13 protein-coding genes are annotated in these 17,120 nt (G+C 37.2%); 7 read left to right on the top strand and 6 right to left on the bottom strand.

All coding sequences use genetic code 11. From position 1 onward, the window contains the following. Positions 1–8: 8 nt before the first annotated feature. On the bottom strand, positions 9–1,016 hold the full coding sequence (gene dusB / locus SOM16_RS09810; protein ID WP_320463827.1) for a tRNA dihydrouridine synthase DusB: 1,008 nt from the start codon (positions 1,014–1,016) through the stop codon (positions 9–11). Positions 1,017–1,059: 43 nt separating this feature from the next. Here dusB and SOM16_RS09805 point away from each other — a divergent pair, with 43 nt between their 5' ends. From SOM16_RS09805 to SOM16_RS09795, 3 genes are read left to right on the top strand one after another with little or no spacing between them, the layout of a single operon-like run. Continuing rightward, the gene (locus SOM16_RS09805) at positions 1,060–1,986 is read left to right on the top strand and encodes a CPBP family intramembrane glutamic endopeptidase (RefSeq protein WP_320463826.1); all 927 of its coding nucleotides are present in this window, start codon (positions 1,060–1,062) and stop codon (positions 1,984–1,986) included. After that, positions 1,967–2,173, top strand: a complete 207-nt coding sequence (locus SOM16_RS09800) for a putative signal transducing protein (RefSeq protein WP_320463825.1) — start codon at positions 1,967–1,969, stop codon at positions 2,171–2,173. Before SOM16_RS09805 ends, SOM16_RS09800 begins: the two co-directional genes overlap by 20 nt. Before the next feature lie 47 nt (positions 2,174–2,220). Beyond that, complete coding sequence (locus SOM16_RS09795; RefSeq protein WP_320463824.1) at positions 2,221–3,030, top strand: phosphatidate cytidylyltransferase; 810 nt, start codon at positions 2,221–2,223, stop codon at positions 3,028–3,030. 162 nt (positions 3,031–3,192) lie between these two features. On the opposite strand, the gene SOM16_RS09790 is transcribed toward SOM16_RS09795, so the two are convergent. Then, a complete protein-coding gene (locus SOM16_RS09790) occupies positions 3,193–3,579 on the bottom strand; it encodes an acyl-CoA thioesterase (protein WP_320463823.1) in 387 nt (128 codons plus the stop codon). Positions 3,580–3,918: 339 nt separating this feature from the next. On the opposite strand from SOM16_RS09790, the gene SOM16_RS09785 reads away from it, so the two are divergent. After that, positions 3,919–6,567: a M14 metallopeptidase family protein gene (locus tag SOM16_RS09785; protein ID WP_320463822.1), complete on the top strand. Its 2,649-nt coding sequence runs from the start codon at positions 3,919–3,921 to the stop codon at positions 6,565–6,567. Between the two features lie 48 nt (positions 6,568–6,615). On the opposite strand, the gene SOM16_RS09780 is transcribed toward SOM16_RS09785, so the two are convergent. Further along, positions 6,616–8,580, bottom strand: coding sequence for a PQQ-binding-like beta-propeller repeat protein (locus SOM16_RS09780; protein WP_320463821.1), 1,965 nt, complete (start codon positions 8,578–8,580; stop codon positions 6,616–6,618). A gap of 194 nt (positions 8,581–8,774) precedes the next feature. Between SOM16_RS09780 and SOM16_RS09775 the strand changes: the two genes are divergently transcribed. Then, positions 8,775–9,491, top strand: a complete 717-nt coding sequence (locus SOM16_RS09775; protein ID WP_320463820.1) for a DsbA family oxidoreductase — start codon at positions 8,775–8,777, stop codon at positions 9,489–9,491. 623 nt (positions 9,492–10,114) lie between these two features. Here SOM16_RS09775 and SOM16_RS09770 read toward each other — a convergent pair. The 3 genes from SOM16_RS09770 to mfd form a co-directional block, all read right to left on the bottom strand. After that, positions 10,115–10,333, bottom strand: coding sequence for a DUF3820 family protein (locus tag SOM16_RS09770; protein WP_320463819.1), 219 nt, complete (start codon positions 10,331–10,333; stop codon positions 10,115–10,117). Then, positions 10,333–11,469: an ATP-binding protein gene (locus tag SOM16_RS09765; protein ID WP_320463818.1), complete on the bottom strand. Its 1,137-nt coding sequence runs from the start codon at positions 11,467–11,469 to the stop codon at positions 10,333–10,335. Before SOM16_RS09765 ends, SOM16_RS09770 begins: the two co-directional genes overlap by 1 nt. An 89-nt stretch (positions 11,470–11,558) precedes the next feature. After that, positions 11,559–14,897, bottom strand: a complete 3,339-nt coding sequence (gene mfd, locus SOM16_RS09760; RefSeq protein WP_320463817.1) for a transcription-repair coupling factor — start codon at positions 14,895–14,897, stop codon at positions 11,559–11,561. Between the two features lie 184 nt (positions 14,898–15,081). On the opposite strand from mfd, the gene SOM16_RS09755 reads away from it, so the two are divergent. Then, a complete protein-coding gene (locus SOM16_RS09755) occupies positions 15,082–15,384 on the top strand; it encodes a DUF2752 domain-containing protein (RefSeq protein WP_320463816.1) in 303 nt (100 codons plus the stop codon). Between the two features lie 4 nt (positions 15,385–15,388). Continuing rightward, a complete protein-coding gene (locus SOM16_RS09750; RefSeq protein WP_320463815.1) occupies positions 15,389–15,760 on the top strand; it encodes a TM2 domain-containing protein in 372 nt (123 codons plus the stop codon). Positions 15,761–17,120: the final 1,360 nt, after the last annotated feature.

Raw genomic sequence — 17,120 nt, 5'->3', positions numbered from 1 at the left:
TTCAAAAATCAAGCCATTACGTTTGTAGCATCATAGTTGGCAAATTTTTCTACCACTTCTTCTAAAATACTATAAATGTTATTAATGTCTGGCTCAGCCACTAAACGCATGCGGTAAGGTTTAAAGTCTGGCAAACCTTTAAAGTAATTAGCATAATGCCTGCGCATTTCAAATATACCGGTTTTTGGTCCTTTCCAGGCTAAAGATTTATCCAGGTGGGTTTTACAAACCTCAATTCGCTCTTCAATGGTGGGGCCAGGTAAATGTTCTCCCGTTTTAAAAAAGTGTTTAACCTCCCGAAAGATCCACGGATAGCCAATAGCAGCCCTGCCAATCATAATACCATCTACTTCATATTCCATTCGCCAGTTGGCTGCCTTTTCAGGACTATCCACATCGCCATTTCCAAAAATTGGGATTTTTATGCGAGGATTGCGTTTAATCTCCCGGATTAATGACCAGTCCGCTTCGCCTTTGTAAAGCTGAGCCCTTGTTCTCCCGTGAATGGTTAAGGCCTGAATACCAACATCCTGAAGGCGTTCTGCTACTTCGTAAACGTTTTTACTGTCATCATCCCAACCCAGACGTGTTTTTACGGTTACAGGTAAATGAGATGCCTTAACAACAGCCTCTGTCATTTTTACCATTTTATCAATATCTCGAAGTAAGCTAGAGCCAGCGCCCTTGCAGACTACATTTTTAACAGGGCAACCGTAATTAATATCAACTAAGTCTGGGCCAGCGGCTGAGGCAATTTCAGATGCTTCCCGCATGTGATCAATATCTCCCCCAAAAATCTGGATTCCAATTGGCCTTTCATATTCGAAAATATCCAATTTCTGGATGCTTTTTGCTGCATCACGAATTAAGCCTTCAGATGAAATAAACTCTGTATACATCAAATCTGCACCGTTCATTTTGCATACATAGCGAAAGGGCGGATCACTCACATCCTCCATGGGAGCAAGTAATAAAGGGAACTCTCCTAATTCAATATTTCCTATCTTAACAGACATTTTCTATCTTCAACGATTAATAATACACACAAAGGTACAAATAATGAATTTTGTAACACCTAACAAGGAGGAAATCAATCCTTTCTTACAATTACTTTTACTTCTATTTTACGGAATGATTGGCGGGCTCGTTTTCGGAATGATTGGAATGGCAATCAATTTCTTAATGTACGGAATGGACTTGCTACATAATTTCAATGCGCTTTTAACTGGCGATGCACAATATTTGAGTGGCCTGAAAATTATTCAGATCCTTTCTTCTATTGGAACATTCATTTTGCCTGGGATTGCCCTCGCCTTGACAGAAAAACAAAAAGTAAATTCATTTTATGGATTAAAGCAGCCAAAAATATTGGCCTTAATGCTCGTATTAATCATTATGATTGCGAGTATGCCATTTATGGAATGGACGGCCATCTGGAACCAGAAAATGGTACTACCTGAATTTTTAAACGGCATAGAGCGTTGGATGAAAGAAAAGGAAGATGCCGCAATGCAATTAACCATAAACCTTCTTACAGCCAGAAGCAACTTTGATTTTGTGGTAAACCTCTTTATGATTGCTGTTATTCCTGCTATTGGAGAAGAATTAATGTTTCGTGGTGGCGTACAAAGATCATTGAACCAGGCTTTTGGCAATCCGCATGTAGCGATCTGGCTTACGGCAATTATTTTTAGTGCCATACATGTTCAGTTCTATGGCTTTATTCCACGGATGCTTCTTGGTGCTGGTTTTGGTTATTTATATTACTTCAGCGGAAGTCTTTGGTATGCTATTGTTGCACATTTTATTAATAATGCCTATGCAGTTTGTGCAGCTTTTTACATGCAAAAACACAACATGCCATTGAATAATGCAGATGAGCCGATTGGATTTCCTTGGTATGGATATTTAATTAGTGCAATAATTACCATAGCTTTGTTTCAAATTTTTAAAAATAACACAGAACGTGAGCGAAAATTGGATTAAAGTATATGTTACCACTGATACATTTACAGCAGAGGTATTAAAACAGGGTTTAACAGAGGCTGGAATTCCAGCTGTAACCATGAATAAGCAGTTGTCTGCCTACCACTTAGGTGAAATTCATGTGTTGGTTAATAAAAGTGATTTCGACAAAGCCATTGAGTATATTGTTGAGAATGAAATTGAGTAAATCTTGAATCGTTCACATTTTCCATTATCTATTTTACCATTTTCGACATGAAAACCAGGGCAATAACAGCTTTCTTTTTTACCATTGTAATGTTAGGCTCTATCTTTTTAGGGAGTTACACTTTTACTATTTTCTATCTGGTATTAAGTATTTTATCTCTTTTTGAGTTTTATAAACTGATTAAAAATTCTGGAATTCGCCCACATCGGAATATTGGTATTGTTGCAGGAGCACTGATATTTTTGATGGCTGCAGGCTTGCATTACCTCAAATATGATGTGAAATACCTTTTATTGTGTATTCCGCTAATCTTTTCTGTTTTTATCTCTGAGCTCTACAAGAAAAATAAAATTCCATTTGCCAATATCTCTTACACCTTTGTTGGCTTTGTTTATGTAACCATTCCATTCTGCTTTTTCCATGCTTTGGGTTTTTTAAAAAACTGGAGTGAATATAACTTTCATTTACCATTGGCTTTTTTATTAATGCTTTGGGCGAACGATACCGGGGCATATCTTTTTGGTGTAAGATATGGCAAACGTAAATTATTCGAGCGTCACTCTCCTAAAAAGAGCTGGGAAGGTTTTTTTGGAGGGATGTTTACCAGCGTTGTCGTAGCCTTCGGACTATCTTATGTATTTACCGAAAACCCATCATGGGTTTGGGCCGGAATGGCGGTATTGATTGCCTGTTTCGGTACGCTTGGAGATTTGGTAGAATCGATGTTAAAACGCAGTTTGGATACTAAAGACAGTGGCGGATTATTGCCTGGTCATGGCGGTTTGTTAGATCGTTTCGACGGGTTATTATTGGCGGCACCAGTAGTTTATGCTTATCTATACCTGATTTTGTATTAAGTTCTCATCTGTTTTAACTGCAGAAAGGCAATGTTGTACGCAAAGAACGCAAAGCGATACTGAAAATGAACGCTAGATTTATTAGCATGTTTTTTAATCTATAGCACCCATTAAGTTTACATAAAAAATGAAGGTAGTTTTTTAGTTAAAAGAAGATTTAGGCTATTTGATCACCTGAACAGGTTTCTTGGTTTCATCTATCGCTACAAAGGTAAAACTTCCATGTACGGCTAATTCACGGCCTTCAGCATACATTTGCTCGATATAAATCTCTACGTTTACTTTTAAACTGGTATTTCCAACGTGAATTACTTTACCAATTAATTCCACAATAGTACCTGCCGGAATTGGTTTTTTAAAATCAATTCTATCACTGCTTACTGTTACCATAATCTGCCTGCTAAAGCGCGTAGCCGTAATAAAAGCCACTTCATCCATTAAATGCATGGCTGTGCCACCAAATAAGGTATCATAATGATTTGTGGTGTTTGGAAAAACGGCTTTAAAGATGCTCGTAGTTGAGTTTTTGATTCTTTCTTCTAAGGTCATAATAATTGATATGGCATTGTAACTGCCCCTATTGCTGGAACTTGCCAAATCTAATATTCCTAAACTACTTTAAACAACATTTTATCAAAAAATTAGCGTGTAATATTATTGGATAATTCTTTATAAGGCTTTCCTTTTTGAAAATTTTGGGTTGAATAATCTTTTTTAATAGTCTTCCTTATAAACGGTAAATAAAAACCCATTTTACTTCAAAATCTTCGTGTAACAAATTTACAGCATGCAGTTTTCCGGTTCGTTTCTCTATTATATTTGATTATCCAAGAAACAATCCTGATTATGATAAAAAACTACTTAAGAAAGTCATGCTTTACTTTTTTAATGATAACCTCGGGTATGGCTTATGCCCAGGATGTCCCATCACCCAAGTCGCATTTTGGCTTTAATATTGGTGATAATTACCAATTGGCCACTTATACGCAAACCGAGGCTTACTTTAAAAAGTTAGCTCAGGCATCAAAGCGTGTTAAATTGGTTGATATCGGCAAAACCGAAGAAGGCAGAAGTCAATACATGGTGATTGTTTCTTCGCCAGAAAACATTCAGAAATTAGATCGATATAAAGAGATTTCGCAGCAACTTGCTCACGCAGAAATTACGCCTGAAAAGGCAAGAGCATTAGCACAAGAAGGAAAGGCTATCGTGTGGATTGATGGCGGCTTACATGCCACAGAAACTGTAGGTGCACATCAGTTAATTCAAACCGCATATGAATTTGCTTCGAAAACAGATCCTGAAACCACTAGAATTCTGGATAATGTAATCATTTTATTTACGCATGCCAACCCAGACGGGCAAGAGTTGGTTACCAATTGGTACATGCGTGAAAAAGATACCGCTAAACGATCTTTATCCGGATTGCCAGTGCTTTATGAGAAATATGCAGGTCATGATAATAACCGAGATTTCTTTATGCTTAATTTAAAGGAAACACAAAACATCGGGCGACAGCTTTTCATAGAATGGATTCCGCAGATTATGTATAACCACCACCAGGCAGGCCCAGCCGGAACTGTGGTTGCTGGTCCGCCTTATCGCGACCCTTTCAACTATGTGTTTGATGCAACACTTCTGACAAGTTTAGATGCTGTTGGGGCGGCCATGCACACCAGGTTAAATGTAGAAGGAAAACCAGGTTATACGCAACGTGGAGGATCGGTATTCTCTACCTGGTACAACGGAGGTTTAAGAACAACCACTTATTTTCATAATATGATTGGTTTACTTACGGAAATTGTGGGTAGCCCCAGTCCTTCCGAAATCCCTTTGGTACCTGCTCGTTTACTGCCAAACAGCGATTCCCCAAATCCGGTAACGCCCCGAAAATGGTATTTTAAAAATTCAATTGATTATTCCGTTTCATTGAATTACGCGGTGTTGAATTATGCGCAGCGACACGCAGATGAATTGCTCTTTAATATTTATCAAATGGGTAGAAATTCAATTGATAAAGGCAAAAAAGATACCTGGTCTTTCTCTCCGAAAAAAATAGAAGCGATTAATGCTGCTGCCAAAAAGGGCGGATCGAATACTGCCGCAGGCGATTTCGAATTTGGTGGTAGAAACACGATGAATGTGAAGTATTTTGATACCGTGATGAATGCTGCGGCAAACAGAGATCCGAGAGGATATATTTTATCTGCTGATCAACCTGATTTTAATTCTGCTATTAAGTTTCTGAACGCACTTATTCGTACGGGTATTGTGGTCGAAAAAGCAACTGCCCCTTTTTCTGTTTCTGGAAGAAAATATCCGGCAGGAAGCTACGTAGTTAAAACAGATCAGGCATTTCGCCCGCATGTATTAGACATGTTTGAGCCGCAAGATCATCCAAATGATTTTAAGTATGATGGTGGTGCGCCTATCCCCCCTTATGATGCCGCGGGCTGGACATTGGCTTACTTAATGGATGTTAAATTTGACCGTATTCAGGATGATTTCAACGGGCCATTTGAGAAAAACCCTTATGGAAAGCTTCTGGTTCCTGAAAATAAACTAAACGGAACAAGCTATGTATTAAGTGCCGCTCAAAACGATTCTTATACTGCTGTAAACGATTTGTTAAAGAAAAACATCCCAGTATATCGTTCAAATGAAAATGGAGATTTCTATGTTTCTGCGGCAGGGAAATCTATTATCGAGAAAGCAAATGTAAAATTGAAGCAAACCAGCGAAGTAAAAAACAAAAGCAAGGTTTCTGCTGCAAGAATTGCTTTATGGGATAACTATGGCGGATCAATGGCTTCAGGATGGATGCGGTTCATTATGGAGCAATATCATTACGATGCAACTGTAATTTATCCTCAGGATATAGATGCGGGCAATCTAAAGTCTAAATACGATGTCGTTATTTTTGTTGGTGGTGCAATTCCCTCTCCACAAGGTGGTGGTTTTGGTTCGAGGGCTTTCGGACCAAAGGCAGAAGATATTCCAGCCAATTACAGAAACCGTTTGGGGAGAGTTACTGCAGATAAATCTGTGCCTCAGCTAAAGAAGTTTTTAGAAGATGGCGGAAATATTGTAACCATTGGCAGTAGTACCAATTTAGCTTACCATTTAAATCTTCCGGTTCGGAGTGCCATGACAGAAATTATAAACGGAGAAGAAAAGCGATTGCCGGCGGAGAAATATTATGTTCCAGGAAGTGTTTTAAAGGTAGAAGTAGATACGAAACAACCTGCCAACTGGGGAATGGAAAAAGATGCTGATGTTTATTTTGATAACAGCCCGGTATTTAAACTGACTGGTGATGCAATTGCAGCCGGAAAAATTAAGCCACTAATGTGGTTTGATTCTGCTACGCCTTTGCGTAGCGGTTGGGCTTGGGGCCAGGCTTATTTGCAGGATGGCGTAACAGCTTTCGAAGCCAGTGTAGGGAAAGGCAAGCTATTTGCTTTTGGTCCCGAAATTGCCTTTAGAGCACAAACTCATGGAACGTTTAAACTGATATTTAATCAGTTATATAAGTGAAATTAATGACAGAAAGCCAGCAATATTTACTGGCTTTCTGTTTAGTATTTATTTCTTAGAAAAAACCCTCAATTCGTTCTGATATACGTAATATAAGTTGTCTGTTAAATAGTCAATTTCATAGATAGGTTTTGTGTTATCAACCGCAATTTTGTCTACTTCTTCACCTGTTGCCTTACTTACTTTTACAAGATAATTCGTTTGATCACCTTCACCGCGGGCAAAAATATATGCAAAATCGTTATTTTGTTTTAAGGCTTTGAATCTTGAATTAATACGACCGGATACTGTTGCGGAGATGGAGCTAGAAATGTTATTGTTTAAAATAGATTTACTTTGCAATTTTTCTCTGGATGCTTCTGAGAGTAGGTAACCTTGTTTAATATTTCCACTTCCATCCCTAACCACATAGGTTGCTTCCGAAAGCCCTCCCTGAATACTTGATACCGCACCAAAATACGATGTGCCGATTATACTTCCTGTCTTAAGTAGTCTCCGGGCTGCAGCTCCTGGTTCTTTGTAGGTACGTTTAAATTTAATAGATCCGTCTTTACCAACGCCTATCACTTCATTTTCGCCACTTAGCGATACACCCCAATCAAATAGGCCAATGGTACTTAAGGCTTTGTCATTTCTAACTTTAATTTTAGCAAAGGGTTCGGGTTTTTCCACAGCTGTAGGATCGAACTTGTAAATTTTCTCATCATTAAAAACCAGAAAAGATTTGTTTGACTCATCAAAAGCATAAAGTAAAGGCAATTTAGGATCAAATTTGATATTTCCCTTCCAGATCTTTTTTCCGGTAGTATAATCTACCATGTTACCATAAGTGCCGGTTAAATAAAATACTTTATTATTATCAATTTTATTTAAAAAATATACGGGATCAGCTTTGTCATCACTAATTTCAACGAAATTTTTCCATTTCTGTTTACCATCACAATCAATTAAACTCATTTCATTATCTGCTATATACAGATAGTCCTTATCAATGGCAATAACTTGTTTGATATCATCGCCTTTCGCGTCTTTTTTCCAAATCTTTTTACCGGTATTATAATCGAAGAAATTGAATCCGTTAGAATGAGCCAATAAAAATTTATTTCCCCAGTCCTCAATATATGAGATGTACTTTGTTATGATATCTTCTTTAAATAATGGTATACCTGTTTCTGTGTCGAGCGCATTTAGTGCCCTTTTCGATGATATCAAACTACCTGCATTGCGCATGGTAATGATGTGTTTATTATCATTTGAAAGATAAAATCTGTTAACATTTTCCTTAATCGACCATGCTATTTTACCGGTTTCTTTATCAAGTTTAAACAGGTGATTGTTTATCGTTGCATAAATAGCATCGCTAGTGGCCACAACCTCATCTTTCGTAGTTAATTTAGATAGCCCTAAGCCCATATTATTGGCAACCGAATTAGCCAGTAATGATTTTAGCATTCCATCTTTAGTACCTATGGAAGTAATCCATATTTCCTTAGATGTTTTAGGATCGAAAAGAATACATTTAAAATCTTTACCCTCAGTAACAAGAAACAGAAACTTTTGATCACTGGGAATGTATTGGCTTAACAAAAGCCTATAATTTGTGGTGCCAGAGTTAAACATAATCTTGCCATCAAGAGCGTTGATAATCACATCTTTTGAATTGATATTAGCCTGAATGTACGGTGTATTTTCTATAAATGCCAATTGATCTGAAGACTGGAAAATTTTTAATAAATCCGGATCATTTAGCGCATCGTTAACCTTAATTAATTTGGACATGTTAGTTGTTTTTCCAAGCTGTTCATCAGTAATATTCCAATCAATTGTATTGGTTTGAGGGTTAAAAGACGAAACCCCGTTTGCTTCCTTAACAATGATGTTTCCAGTTAAATTATCTAATATGATAGATTGAATTTTGGTTTGGAACTTAGAAGAGTAATCTGCTTGTCGCTGCGCGAAAGCACCAAAATACAGGCCAGTAATTACCAGGCCTGTAAAAAGCATTTTTTTCATAATATTAATATTTGAATTGAATAGTGCAAAATGGTGCCATATTTATTTTATGCATAATAAGGTGTTTATGTAGACTGATCTATTTGGATTGGGTAAATTTTTCCCCTATGGTGAGGTATAAATGCCTCTTTTGATATCAAGGCTTTTTACTTTGAGTTTACCTACTTTAAAACATAAGAAACTACTTTTACCTTATGAAAGTAGAAATTTGGTCGGATGTAATGTGTCCGTTTTGTTATATAGGTAAAAGACATTTTGAACAGGCTATAGATAAATTGCCTTTTAAAAATGAAATTGAAGTAGATTGGAAAAGTTATCAGTTAAATCCCGAATATAATAATATAAGCAACGAGACCGTTTATGATTACCTGAGTAGAAGCAAAGGACTGCCGGTAGACCAGGCGAAGCAGATGACGAAGCAGGTAAGCGATATGGCAGCCAATGCCGGATTAAAAATTGATTTCGAGCATAATATTCCAGCAAATACGTTTAATGCACATCGTCTCATTCATTTGGCTGCTAAACATAATCTACAGGATGTTGCTGAGGAAAAACTATTTGAAGCACATTTTGTAAATGGATTGAACATTGGGGAATCTGAAGTTTTAATTGACCTTGCTGTTGAAATTGGATTAGATAGATCAGAAGCTGAAGCGGTTGTGAATAGTGATGAGTTTGCTGAGGCCGTTCGTTATGATATTTACGAAAGCCAGAATCTAGGGATCCGAGGTGTTCCATATTTTGTAATGGATAGAAAATTTGGTGTTTCAGGTGCTCAGCCAGTTGAAGCTTTTATCGAAGCCTTAACTCAAAGTTTTAGTGCCTGGAAAGAGACCCAACCTAAAACCACGCTTACATCGTTAAACAAAAATAATGATGCCATTTGCGATGAAAATGGTTGTGAAATCTAAATATATATCCCGCAGATTGCGCAAAACACGCAGATTTTTTTCTGAGTAGATCATCTTAATCCGCGGGACATTTCTTATCATTCTCATGCTGGATTATTTCAGCTAAGTATGGTGTTTCAGGTGCTCAGCCAGTTGAAGCTTTTACTGAAGCCTTAACTCAAAGTTTTAGTGCCTGGAAAGAGATATAACCTAAAACCACGCTTACATCGTTAAACAAAAATAATGCTGCCATTTGCGATGAAAATGGTTGTGAGATCTAAGTATATATCTCGCAGATTGCGCAAAACACGCAGACTTTTTTCTGCGTAGATCATCTTAATCCGCGGGATATTTCTTAGCATTCTTCATGCTGGATTCTTTCAGCTAAGTATGTTGTTTCAGGTGCTCAGCCAGTTGAAGCTTTTACTGAAGCCTTAACTCAAATTTTTACCGCCTTGAAAGATGCTCAGCCTAAAACCACGCTTACTTCGTTAAATAAAAATAATGCTGCCATTTGCGATGAAAGCGGTTGTGAGATCTAAATATATCCCGGCAGATTGCGCAAAATACGCAGATTTTTTTCTGCGTAAATCATCTCATCAGCGGGACATTTCTTAGCCTATGCTGGATTATTTCAGCTCTTTTTACCGATTTTGGTTCTTCAATGGCGTTAATAAATATTCCAACCCATTAACCCGAATCTCAAACATCGTCGCCATCAAATCCCCCAGTTTGCCTTTTGGAAAGCCTTTATCCTTATACCAAAGCAAATAACTTTCTGGAATATTACAGATCAGATAACCTCTATATTTGCCATAAGGCATTTGCATTTTCACTAAATCGAGTAATAAGGTAGGATCCATTAAAGTATAAAATCTAAGTAATTTTCTTTGTTAATAATTGAAAAAGAGGCATTTGGATAGTTCTTCGCGAAAAAGCCGGGAATTTTCTTTTTTTGATTGCCCCATTTAAAGTCTACGGCTACTAACTCTCCATTTTTCGTTTCAATTAAATCAATTTCCTGTTGATCGTAAGTTCTCCAAAAATAATATTGAGCACCCTGTTGTTCGTAATTCGTTTTTTTAATCCGCTCACTAAACCCATAGTTTTCCCACAAAATGCCTTGGTCATTTCTAAGTGATAACAACCTAAAATCATTAACAATTGCATTTCGGATGCCATTATCATAAAAATACCATTTAGAAGATTTTGTTACTTCTTTGCGAAGGTTATTGCTATATCCACCTACTTTATAAATGATAAAGACTTTCGAGAGTAAGTCAAGATAACGATCAACGGTATTTTTGCTAATACCTAATGACCTGGAAAGCTCATCAATCGAAACTTCTGAGCCAATTTGCAACGCAACAAGCTTTAACAAATCAAATAGTTTATTGCTGTTCTGAATATTTTCATAAATTAAAATATCCTTCAGCAGATATGACTTAACCAGTTCTGTTAAGTATTGCGCTTTCTCTGCCAGGGTTTCCAATTGAAATATTTCAGGGTAGGAACCAAAAATTAACCGCTCTTCCAGGTTTTGAGTAGTTTGTAAGCCATTTTCGTTTGGTGCCAGTTCTAGTTGCGCAACAGGATAAAGATGATAAGTAATACTTCTACCAGTAAGTGGCTCTCCGGTTTGATTGGAAAGATCAAAGGCAGATGAACCGCTGGCGATAATCGTCAGGTCCTTAAAGCTATCAATCAGCAATTTTAAAATTTTGCCAATTTCAGGAATCACCTGGGCCTCGTCAATCACCAATAATTTACTATTCCCTAAAATTCTTTTGTAGTTTGCCGCGGTTCTGGTGGCAAGTAGGGTTTGTATATCCTGATCTTCTCCGTTTAAAAAAAGATATGCGATGTTTACTTCAGCAGTGATTTGTTCAATGAGCCAGGTTTTACCTACCCTTCTGGTTCCGAAAAGTAAAATTACCTTATTCTTCCCGATTTTGTTGAGAATGGTTGATTTTAGATATCTGGAAATCTGACCTTGCATATCCAAATATACAAATTTATATTAATTCAGTCAGCCGACTGACTGAATTAACGTTAATTCAGTCAGCCGACTGACTGAATTAACGTTTTTTAATCAATTAGTTCTAAAGTTTGAATCGCTTCCTCTACGGTATTTACATTATCAAAAGCAATCCTTAAGGTGTTTTTTACCTCTTTCAAGTTACACATGCGTGGATGATTTTGAGCGAAAGTTAAGATTCTGGTAAATGTATTAGAATCAAAATACTTCGATTGTTTATCACTCAAGAAGTAGCCACGAAGGCTATTTTTCTTAAAGCTAATTTTCTCAAAGCCTAGCTTTTTACCAAACCATTGTAGCCTAACCACACTTAACATGGTTTTCACTTGTGGTGGTACCGGACCAAAACGATCGGCTAAATGTTTTTCAAAAACGGCCAATTCAGTTTCATTACTTAATTTAGAAAGTTCAGTATATAGATTGTAACGTTCAGTAATATTAGTGATATAAGCATCAGGGATATACAATTCCAGGTCGGTATCTACTTGAGTAAAGCCCACAAATGGTCGTTCAGGTTCATTCTCAAACAAACCTTTAAACTCTGCTTCTTTTAATTCCTGAATGGCTTCATCCAAAATTTTATGATACATTTCAAAACCAATTTCAGCAATAAAACCACTTTGCTCTGCGCCCAGTAAATTTCCACTTCCACGGATATCTAAATCCCGCATGGCTACATTAAATCCACTTCCTAAATCAGAGAATTCTTCAATTGCACTTAATCGTTTCCTGGCTTCAGAAGTTAAAGTAGAAAGTGGTGGCGAAAGTAAGTAACAGAATGCTTTTTTATTGCTTCTGCCTACACGGCCACGCATCTGGTGTAAATCGCTCAAACCGAACATGTGAGCATGATTGATAATGATGGTATTGGCATTTGGAATATCCAAACCAGCTTCTATAATGGTAGTGGCTACCAAAACATCTTTCTCACCGTTAATAAAATCGAGCATTACATCTTCCAGGGCATCACCATCAAGTTTTCCATGGGCAATTCCAATTCTGGCTTTTGGCACCAGTTTCTGGATCATTCCACCCAGTTGCATTAAATCATTCACCCGGTTATGAATAAAGAAAACCTGTCCGCCACGGTCTAACTCAAACTGAACAGCTTCCTGAATCAGTTTATCGTTAAAAACATGCAATTCGGTGCTAACTGGCTGGCGATTTGGCGGTGGTGTGCTAATGATGGATAAATCCCGCGCACCCATTAAAGAAAAGTGCAGCGTTCTTGGAATAGGTGTTGCCGTAAGCGTAAGCGTATCTACATTAACACGAACAGCCTTTAGTCGTTCTTTCGCTGTTACGCCAAACTTTTGCTCTTCATCAATGATCATGATGCCGAGATCTTTAAACTTCACATCTTTACTCAGCAAACGATGCGTGCCAATTAAAATGTCAACCTTCCCTGATGCGGCTTCTGCCAGTGTATCTTTAATCTGTTTATTGGTTTTGAAACGATTAATATAATCTACCGTAACCGGGAAATCTTTCAGCCTGGAAGAAAAGGTTTTAAAATGTTGTAAGGCCAGGATGGTGGTTGGAACTAAAATGGCAGCCTGTTTACCTTCAGCAACCGCTTTAAATGCAGCACGTACGGCAATTTCTGTTTTACCGAAGCCTACATCACCGCAAACCAAACGATCCATTGGATGTGGCGCTTCCATATCCTTTTTCACATCCTGGGTGGCCTTCAGTTGATCAGGCGTATCTTCATAAATAAAGGAAGCCTCTAGTTCGGTTTGTAAATAACCATCGGGAGAGAAAGCCGTTCCAGCCTGGGTTTTTCTTAATGCATAAAGTTTGATTAAATCCCGGGCAATGTCTTTAACTTTTTTTTTTGTGGTTTTTTTAAGCTTGTCCCAGGCATCAGTACCCAGCTTATTCATCTTTGGAACACCGCTTTCTTTGCCACTGTATTTCGCGATGCGGTTAAGGGAGTTAATATTTACGTAAAGCAAATCATTGTCTGCGTAAATCAGGCGGATCATTTCCTGCGTTTTGCCATTTACTTCCACTTTTTCCAATCCGGCATATTTTCCTATCCCATGATCAATATGGGTAACATAATCGCCAGATTTTAATTCTCGTAAATCTTTAAGCGTAATGGCCTGACTTTTCTGATAACCCTTTTTTAGCTTGTATTTATAATAACGATCAAAAATCTGGTGATCGGTGTAAAAGGCCGTTTGAATCTGGGGATCTACAAAACCCTCTCTGAGCATACTGTTGATTGGTGTAAACTTCGCTGTTTTGTCAATGTCATCCAATATGGCATATAGCCGCTCGATTTGCTTAGGTGAATCAGTAAAAATGAAGTTTACAATTCCTTCTTTTTCATTCTCCTTTAAGTTATGAATGAGCAGGTTAAAATCTTTATTAAAAGAAGGCTGCGGTTTGGTTTCGAACTCAAATCGCTCGTCTGTTTTATAAAAAAACTGTTTTCCAAATTCTATTAAAGGAAAATCGTGTAGATGATCGCCCATCAATTTCTCATCGCTGAAGGCAAATTTAGGATCAATCCATTCTGGGTTCTGCGCTTTATCTGCTAAAGAAAGGGCTTTCCAAAGTTCAACAGCTTTTTTATAACCGGCTTTTACAATATCTAAGGTAAATTCTACGTCTTTAAGCCAAAGCTGTGTATCCTGATCAATATAATCAAGGATGCTGATGTTGCTTTCAGTTAAAAATTTGGCTTGCACGTTCGGTACAATGGTAAGCGATTTCACGCTGTTTACCGAAAGCTGACTCTCAATTTCGAAGCTGCGGATGCTTTCTACCTCGTCGCCAAAAAACTCAATCCGGTAAGGTAAATCGGAAGAGAATGAAAAAATATCTACAATACCTCCACGGATGGAAAACTGACCGGGTTCATAAACAAAATCCCTTCTGTCAAAATCGTAATCAATTAAAAATTCATTTATAAAATCGATACCCAGCTTAGCGCCTAAGCTAATTTCTAACGTATTTTTCTCTAACGCAGATCGATCGATCACCTTTTCAGCAATGGCTTCCGGATAGGAAACCACAATCTTTCCATATTCCGAATCATGATTCAGTTCATTTAATACTTCGGCCCGTGCCAATACATTTGCCGTATCTACCTGAGTAAAATCAAATGATTTGCGGTATGATGATGGAAATAATAACACTTGCTTATCCAGCACGCTTTCCAGATCAGACTGAAAATATGCTGCCTCTTCCCTATCCGGAAGAATAAAGAGCATTGGTTTATGAAGTAAAAAGTAAGAGGAAAGGGCAACAATAGCGTCAGCAGAACCTACTAAACCTTTTAATTGGATCTTCGGGCTTTTTGAAGCGTTCAACGCTTTGGTAAATTGAGTTACCCTATCGTCTGTTTTGTATCTGTTTATTAAATCGCGAATGTTCAAGGCACAAAAATAAGCTTATTCTTTAATATTAACCGCGAATTATGTTAAAGGTTTTTTAAGTTTGTACGATGTTTGTTCGCACGCAATTCACGATTCGTCGGTTTATAATTACAGTTGGTCGAATAAGCGTCTATTCCTGTAACAAAGCACGTCTCAAATCTTCTAAAACATATAAATTGAAAGCATGAGATACATTAAAAACTTCCCATTGGAACTTGCGTTCTGGGTGATGGCTTTAGTGTTACTGGCAACAGCAAATGGTCATGAGCATCACTTTACACTTTGTCCGCTGGCTAATTTAGGTTATGAAGGCTGGTGTCCGGGATGCGGACTGGGGAGGTCAATTAGTCATATTTTTCATGGCGAATTTACCGAAAGCTTTTCCGAACATTGGTTCGGGTTTCCGGCAATTTCAATTATAGTTTACAGAATTTATACGTTGATCAGGAATAAACAAAAATTTAAAATATTAACCACAAACAGATAAAACCATGGATATATTTCAATCACCTTTAATGTCGTTACCAGGTATAACGCCAGAGGAATATGCATACTTACAACAAGCAACTACAGGCTTAAATGAGCAACAGTTGCGCAACTTCCTCATGATTTACGGAAGTAGAAGAAAACAACCTTCTGAAATCTTATTGCTTGCCCTTATTGGATTTTTAGGATTTGCCGGAATTCACCGGTTTGTTATCGGCCAGATCGGAATGGGGCTTTTATATTTTTTCACCGGAGGATTATGTATGATTGGAACGATTGTAGACGTGATTAACCATAAAAGCCTGGCTTTTGAATATAACCAGAAAGCAGTTTTCGAAAGCTTACAAATGGTAAGAATGGGCGGTGGATTTCAATAAGCATTAATAAATAACCCGTTCCCTAGAATAAAAAGTCCGCAACCGACGAAAATCGGGCTTGCGGACTTTTTATTTCTACCCATAAGTTGTACAGACTACGCCATAACAAAATGATAAGAATTTAGCTTTGCCAAGCCCTCATCAGTTGACATTATGATAATTTTCCGTGTATTCTGAGTTTCCGTGGCAATAAATATTATTAGTTCATTCGTCAATAGTTCATTTGTTTGGATTTAAAGTTGATCCGTTCGTTTTGTGTTTCCGTGGCAACAAAATGTAGATTAGTTCATTCCTCAATAGTTCATTTGTTTGGATTTAAAATTGATCCGTGCGTTTTGTGTTTTCGCGGCAATAAAATGTAGATTAGTTCATTCGTCAATGGTTCATTTGTTTGGGTTTAAAGTTGATCCGTGTATTCTAAGTTTCCGTGGCAATAAATATTATTAGTTCATTCGTCAATGGTTCATTTGTTTGGGTTTAAAGTTGATCCGTGTATTCTAAGTTTCCGTGGCAATAAATATTATTAGTTCATTCGTCAATAGTTCATTTGTTTGGATTTAAAATTGATCCGTGTATTCTGAGCTTCCGTGGCAATAATATGTATTAATCCATTCGTCAATAGTTCATTAGTTTGAGTTTAAACTTGATCCGTGTATTTTGAGTTTCCGTGGCAACAAAATGTAGATTAGTTCATTTGTCAATGGTTTATTAGTTTAGGTTTAATCTGATCCGTGTATTCTGAGTTTCCGTGGCAATAAATATCTATTCGTTCATTCATCAATGGTTCATTTGTTTGGGTTTAAAATTGATCCGTGCATTCTGTGTTTCCGTGGCAATAAATATCTATTCGTTCATTCGTCAATGGTTCATTTGTTTGGGTTTAAAGTTGATCCGTGCGTTTTGTGTTTCCGTGGTAACAAAATGTAGATTAGTTCATTCGTCAATAGTTCATTTGTTTGGATTTAAAGTTGATCCGTGCGTTTTGTGTTTCCGTGGCAATAAATATTATTAGTTCATTCGTCAATGGTTCATTTGTTTGGGTTTAAAATTGATCCGTGTATTCTGAGTTTCCGTGGCAATAAATATCTATTCGTTCATTCCTCAATAGTTCATTTGTTTGGGTTTAAAATTGATCCGTGCGTTTTGTGTTTCCGTGGCAACACAATGTAGATTAGTTCATTTGTCAATGGTTTATTAGTTTAGGTTTAATCTGATCCGTGTTTTCTGTGTTTCCGTGGCAATAAATATTATTAGTTCATTAGTCAATAGTTCATTTGTTTGGGTTTAAAATTAATCCGTGCATGCTGTGTTTTCTTCCCGATAATTGCTATTATTTTAACTTCTATTTCTATAAAGTGTC

The organism is Pedobacter sp. CFBP9032 (genome assembly GCF_034045265.1).
Classification (GTDB): domain Bacteria; phylum Bacteroidota; class Bacteroidia; order Sphingobacteriales; family Sphingobacteriaceae; genus Pedobacter.
The sequence above is the reverse complement of the archived record's forward strand: the minus strand, read 5'-3'. Positions and strand labels throughout refer to the sequence as shown.

Excerpts from the sequence above, each read along its gene's own strand:
- dusB (WP_320463827.1), bottom strand. The coding sequence starts at position 1,016 with ATGTCTGTTAAGATAGGAAATATTGAATTAGGAGAGTTCCCTTTATTA.
- SOM16_RS09805 (WP_320463826.1), top strand. The coding sequence starts at position 1,060 with ATGAATTTTGTAACACCTAACAAGGAGGAAATCAATCCTTTCTTACAA.
- SOM16_RS09795 (WP_320463824.1), top strand. The coding sequence starts at position 2,221 with ATGAAAACCAGGGCAATAACAGCTTTCTTTTTTACCATTGTAATGTTA.
- SOM16_RS09790 (WP_320463823.1), bottom strand. The coding sequence starts at position 3,579 with ATGACCTTAGAAGAAAGAATCAAAAACTCAACTACGAGCATCTTTAAA.
- SOM16_RS09785 (WP_320463822.1), top strand. The coding sequence starts at position 3,919 with ATGATAACCTCGGGTATGGCTTATGCCCAGGATGTCCCATCACCCAAG.
- SOM16_RS09780 (WP_320463821.1), bottom strand. The coding sequence starts at position 8,580 with ATGAAAAAAATGCTTTTTACAGGCCTGGTAATTACTGGCCTGTATTTT.
- SOM16_RS09775 (WP_320463820.1), top strand. The coding sequence starts at position 8,775 with ATGAAAGTAGAAATTTGGTCGGATGTAATGTGTCCGTTTTGTTATATA.
- SOM16_RS09770 (WP_320463819.1), bottom strand. The coding sequence starts at position 10,333 with ATGGATCCTACCTTATTACTCGATTTAGTGAAAATGCAAATGCCTTAT.
- SOM16_RS09765 (WP_320463818.1), bottom strand. The coding sequence starts at position 11,469 with ATGCAAGGTCAGATTTCCAGATATCTAAAATCAACCATTCTCAACAAA.
- SOM16_RS09755 (WP_320463816.1), top strand. The coding sequence starts at position 15,082 with ATGAGATACATTAAAAACTTCCCATTGGAACTTGCGTTCTGGGTGATG.
- SOM16_RS09750 (WP_320463815.1), top strand. The coding sequence starts at position 15,389 with ATGGATATATTTCAATCACCTTTAATGTCGTTACCAGGTATAACGCCA.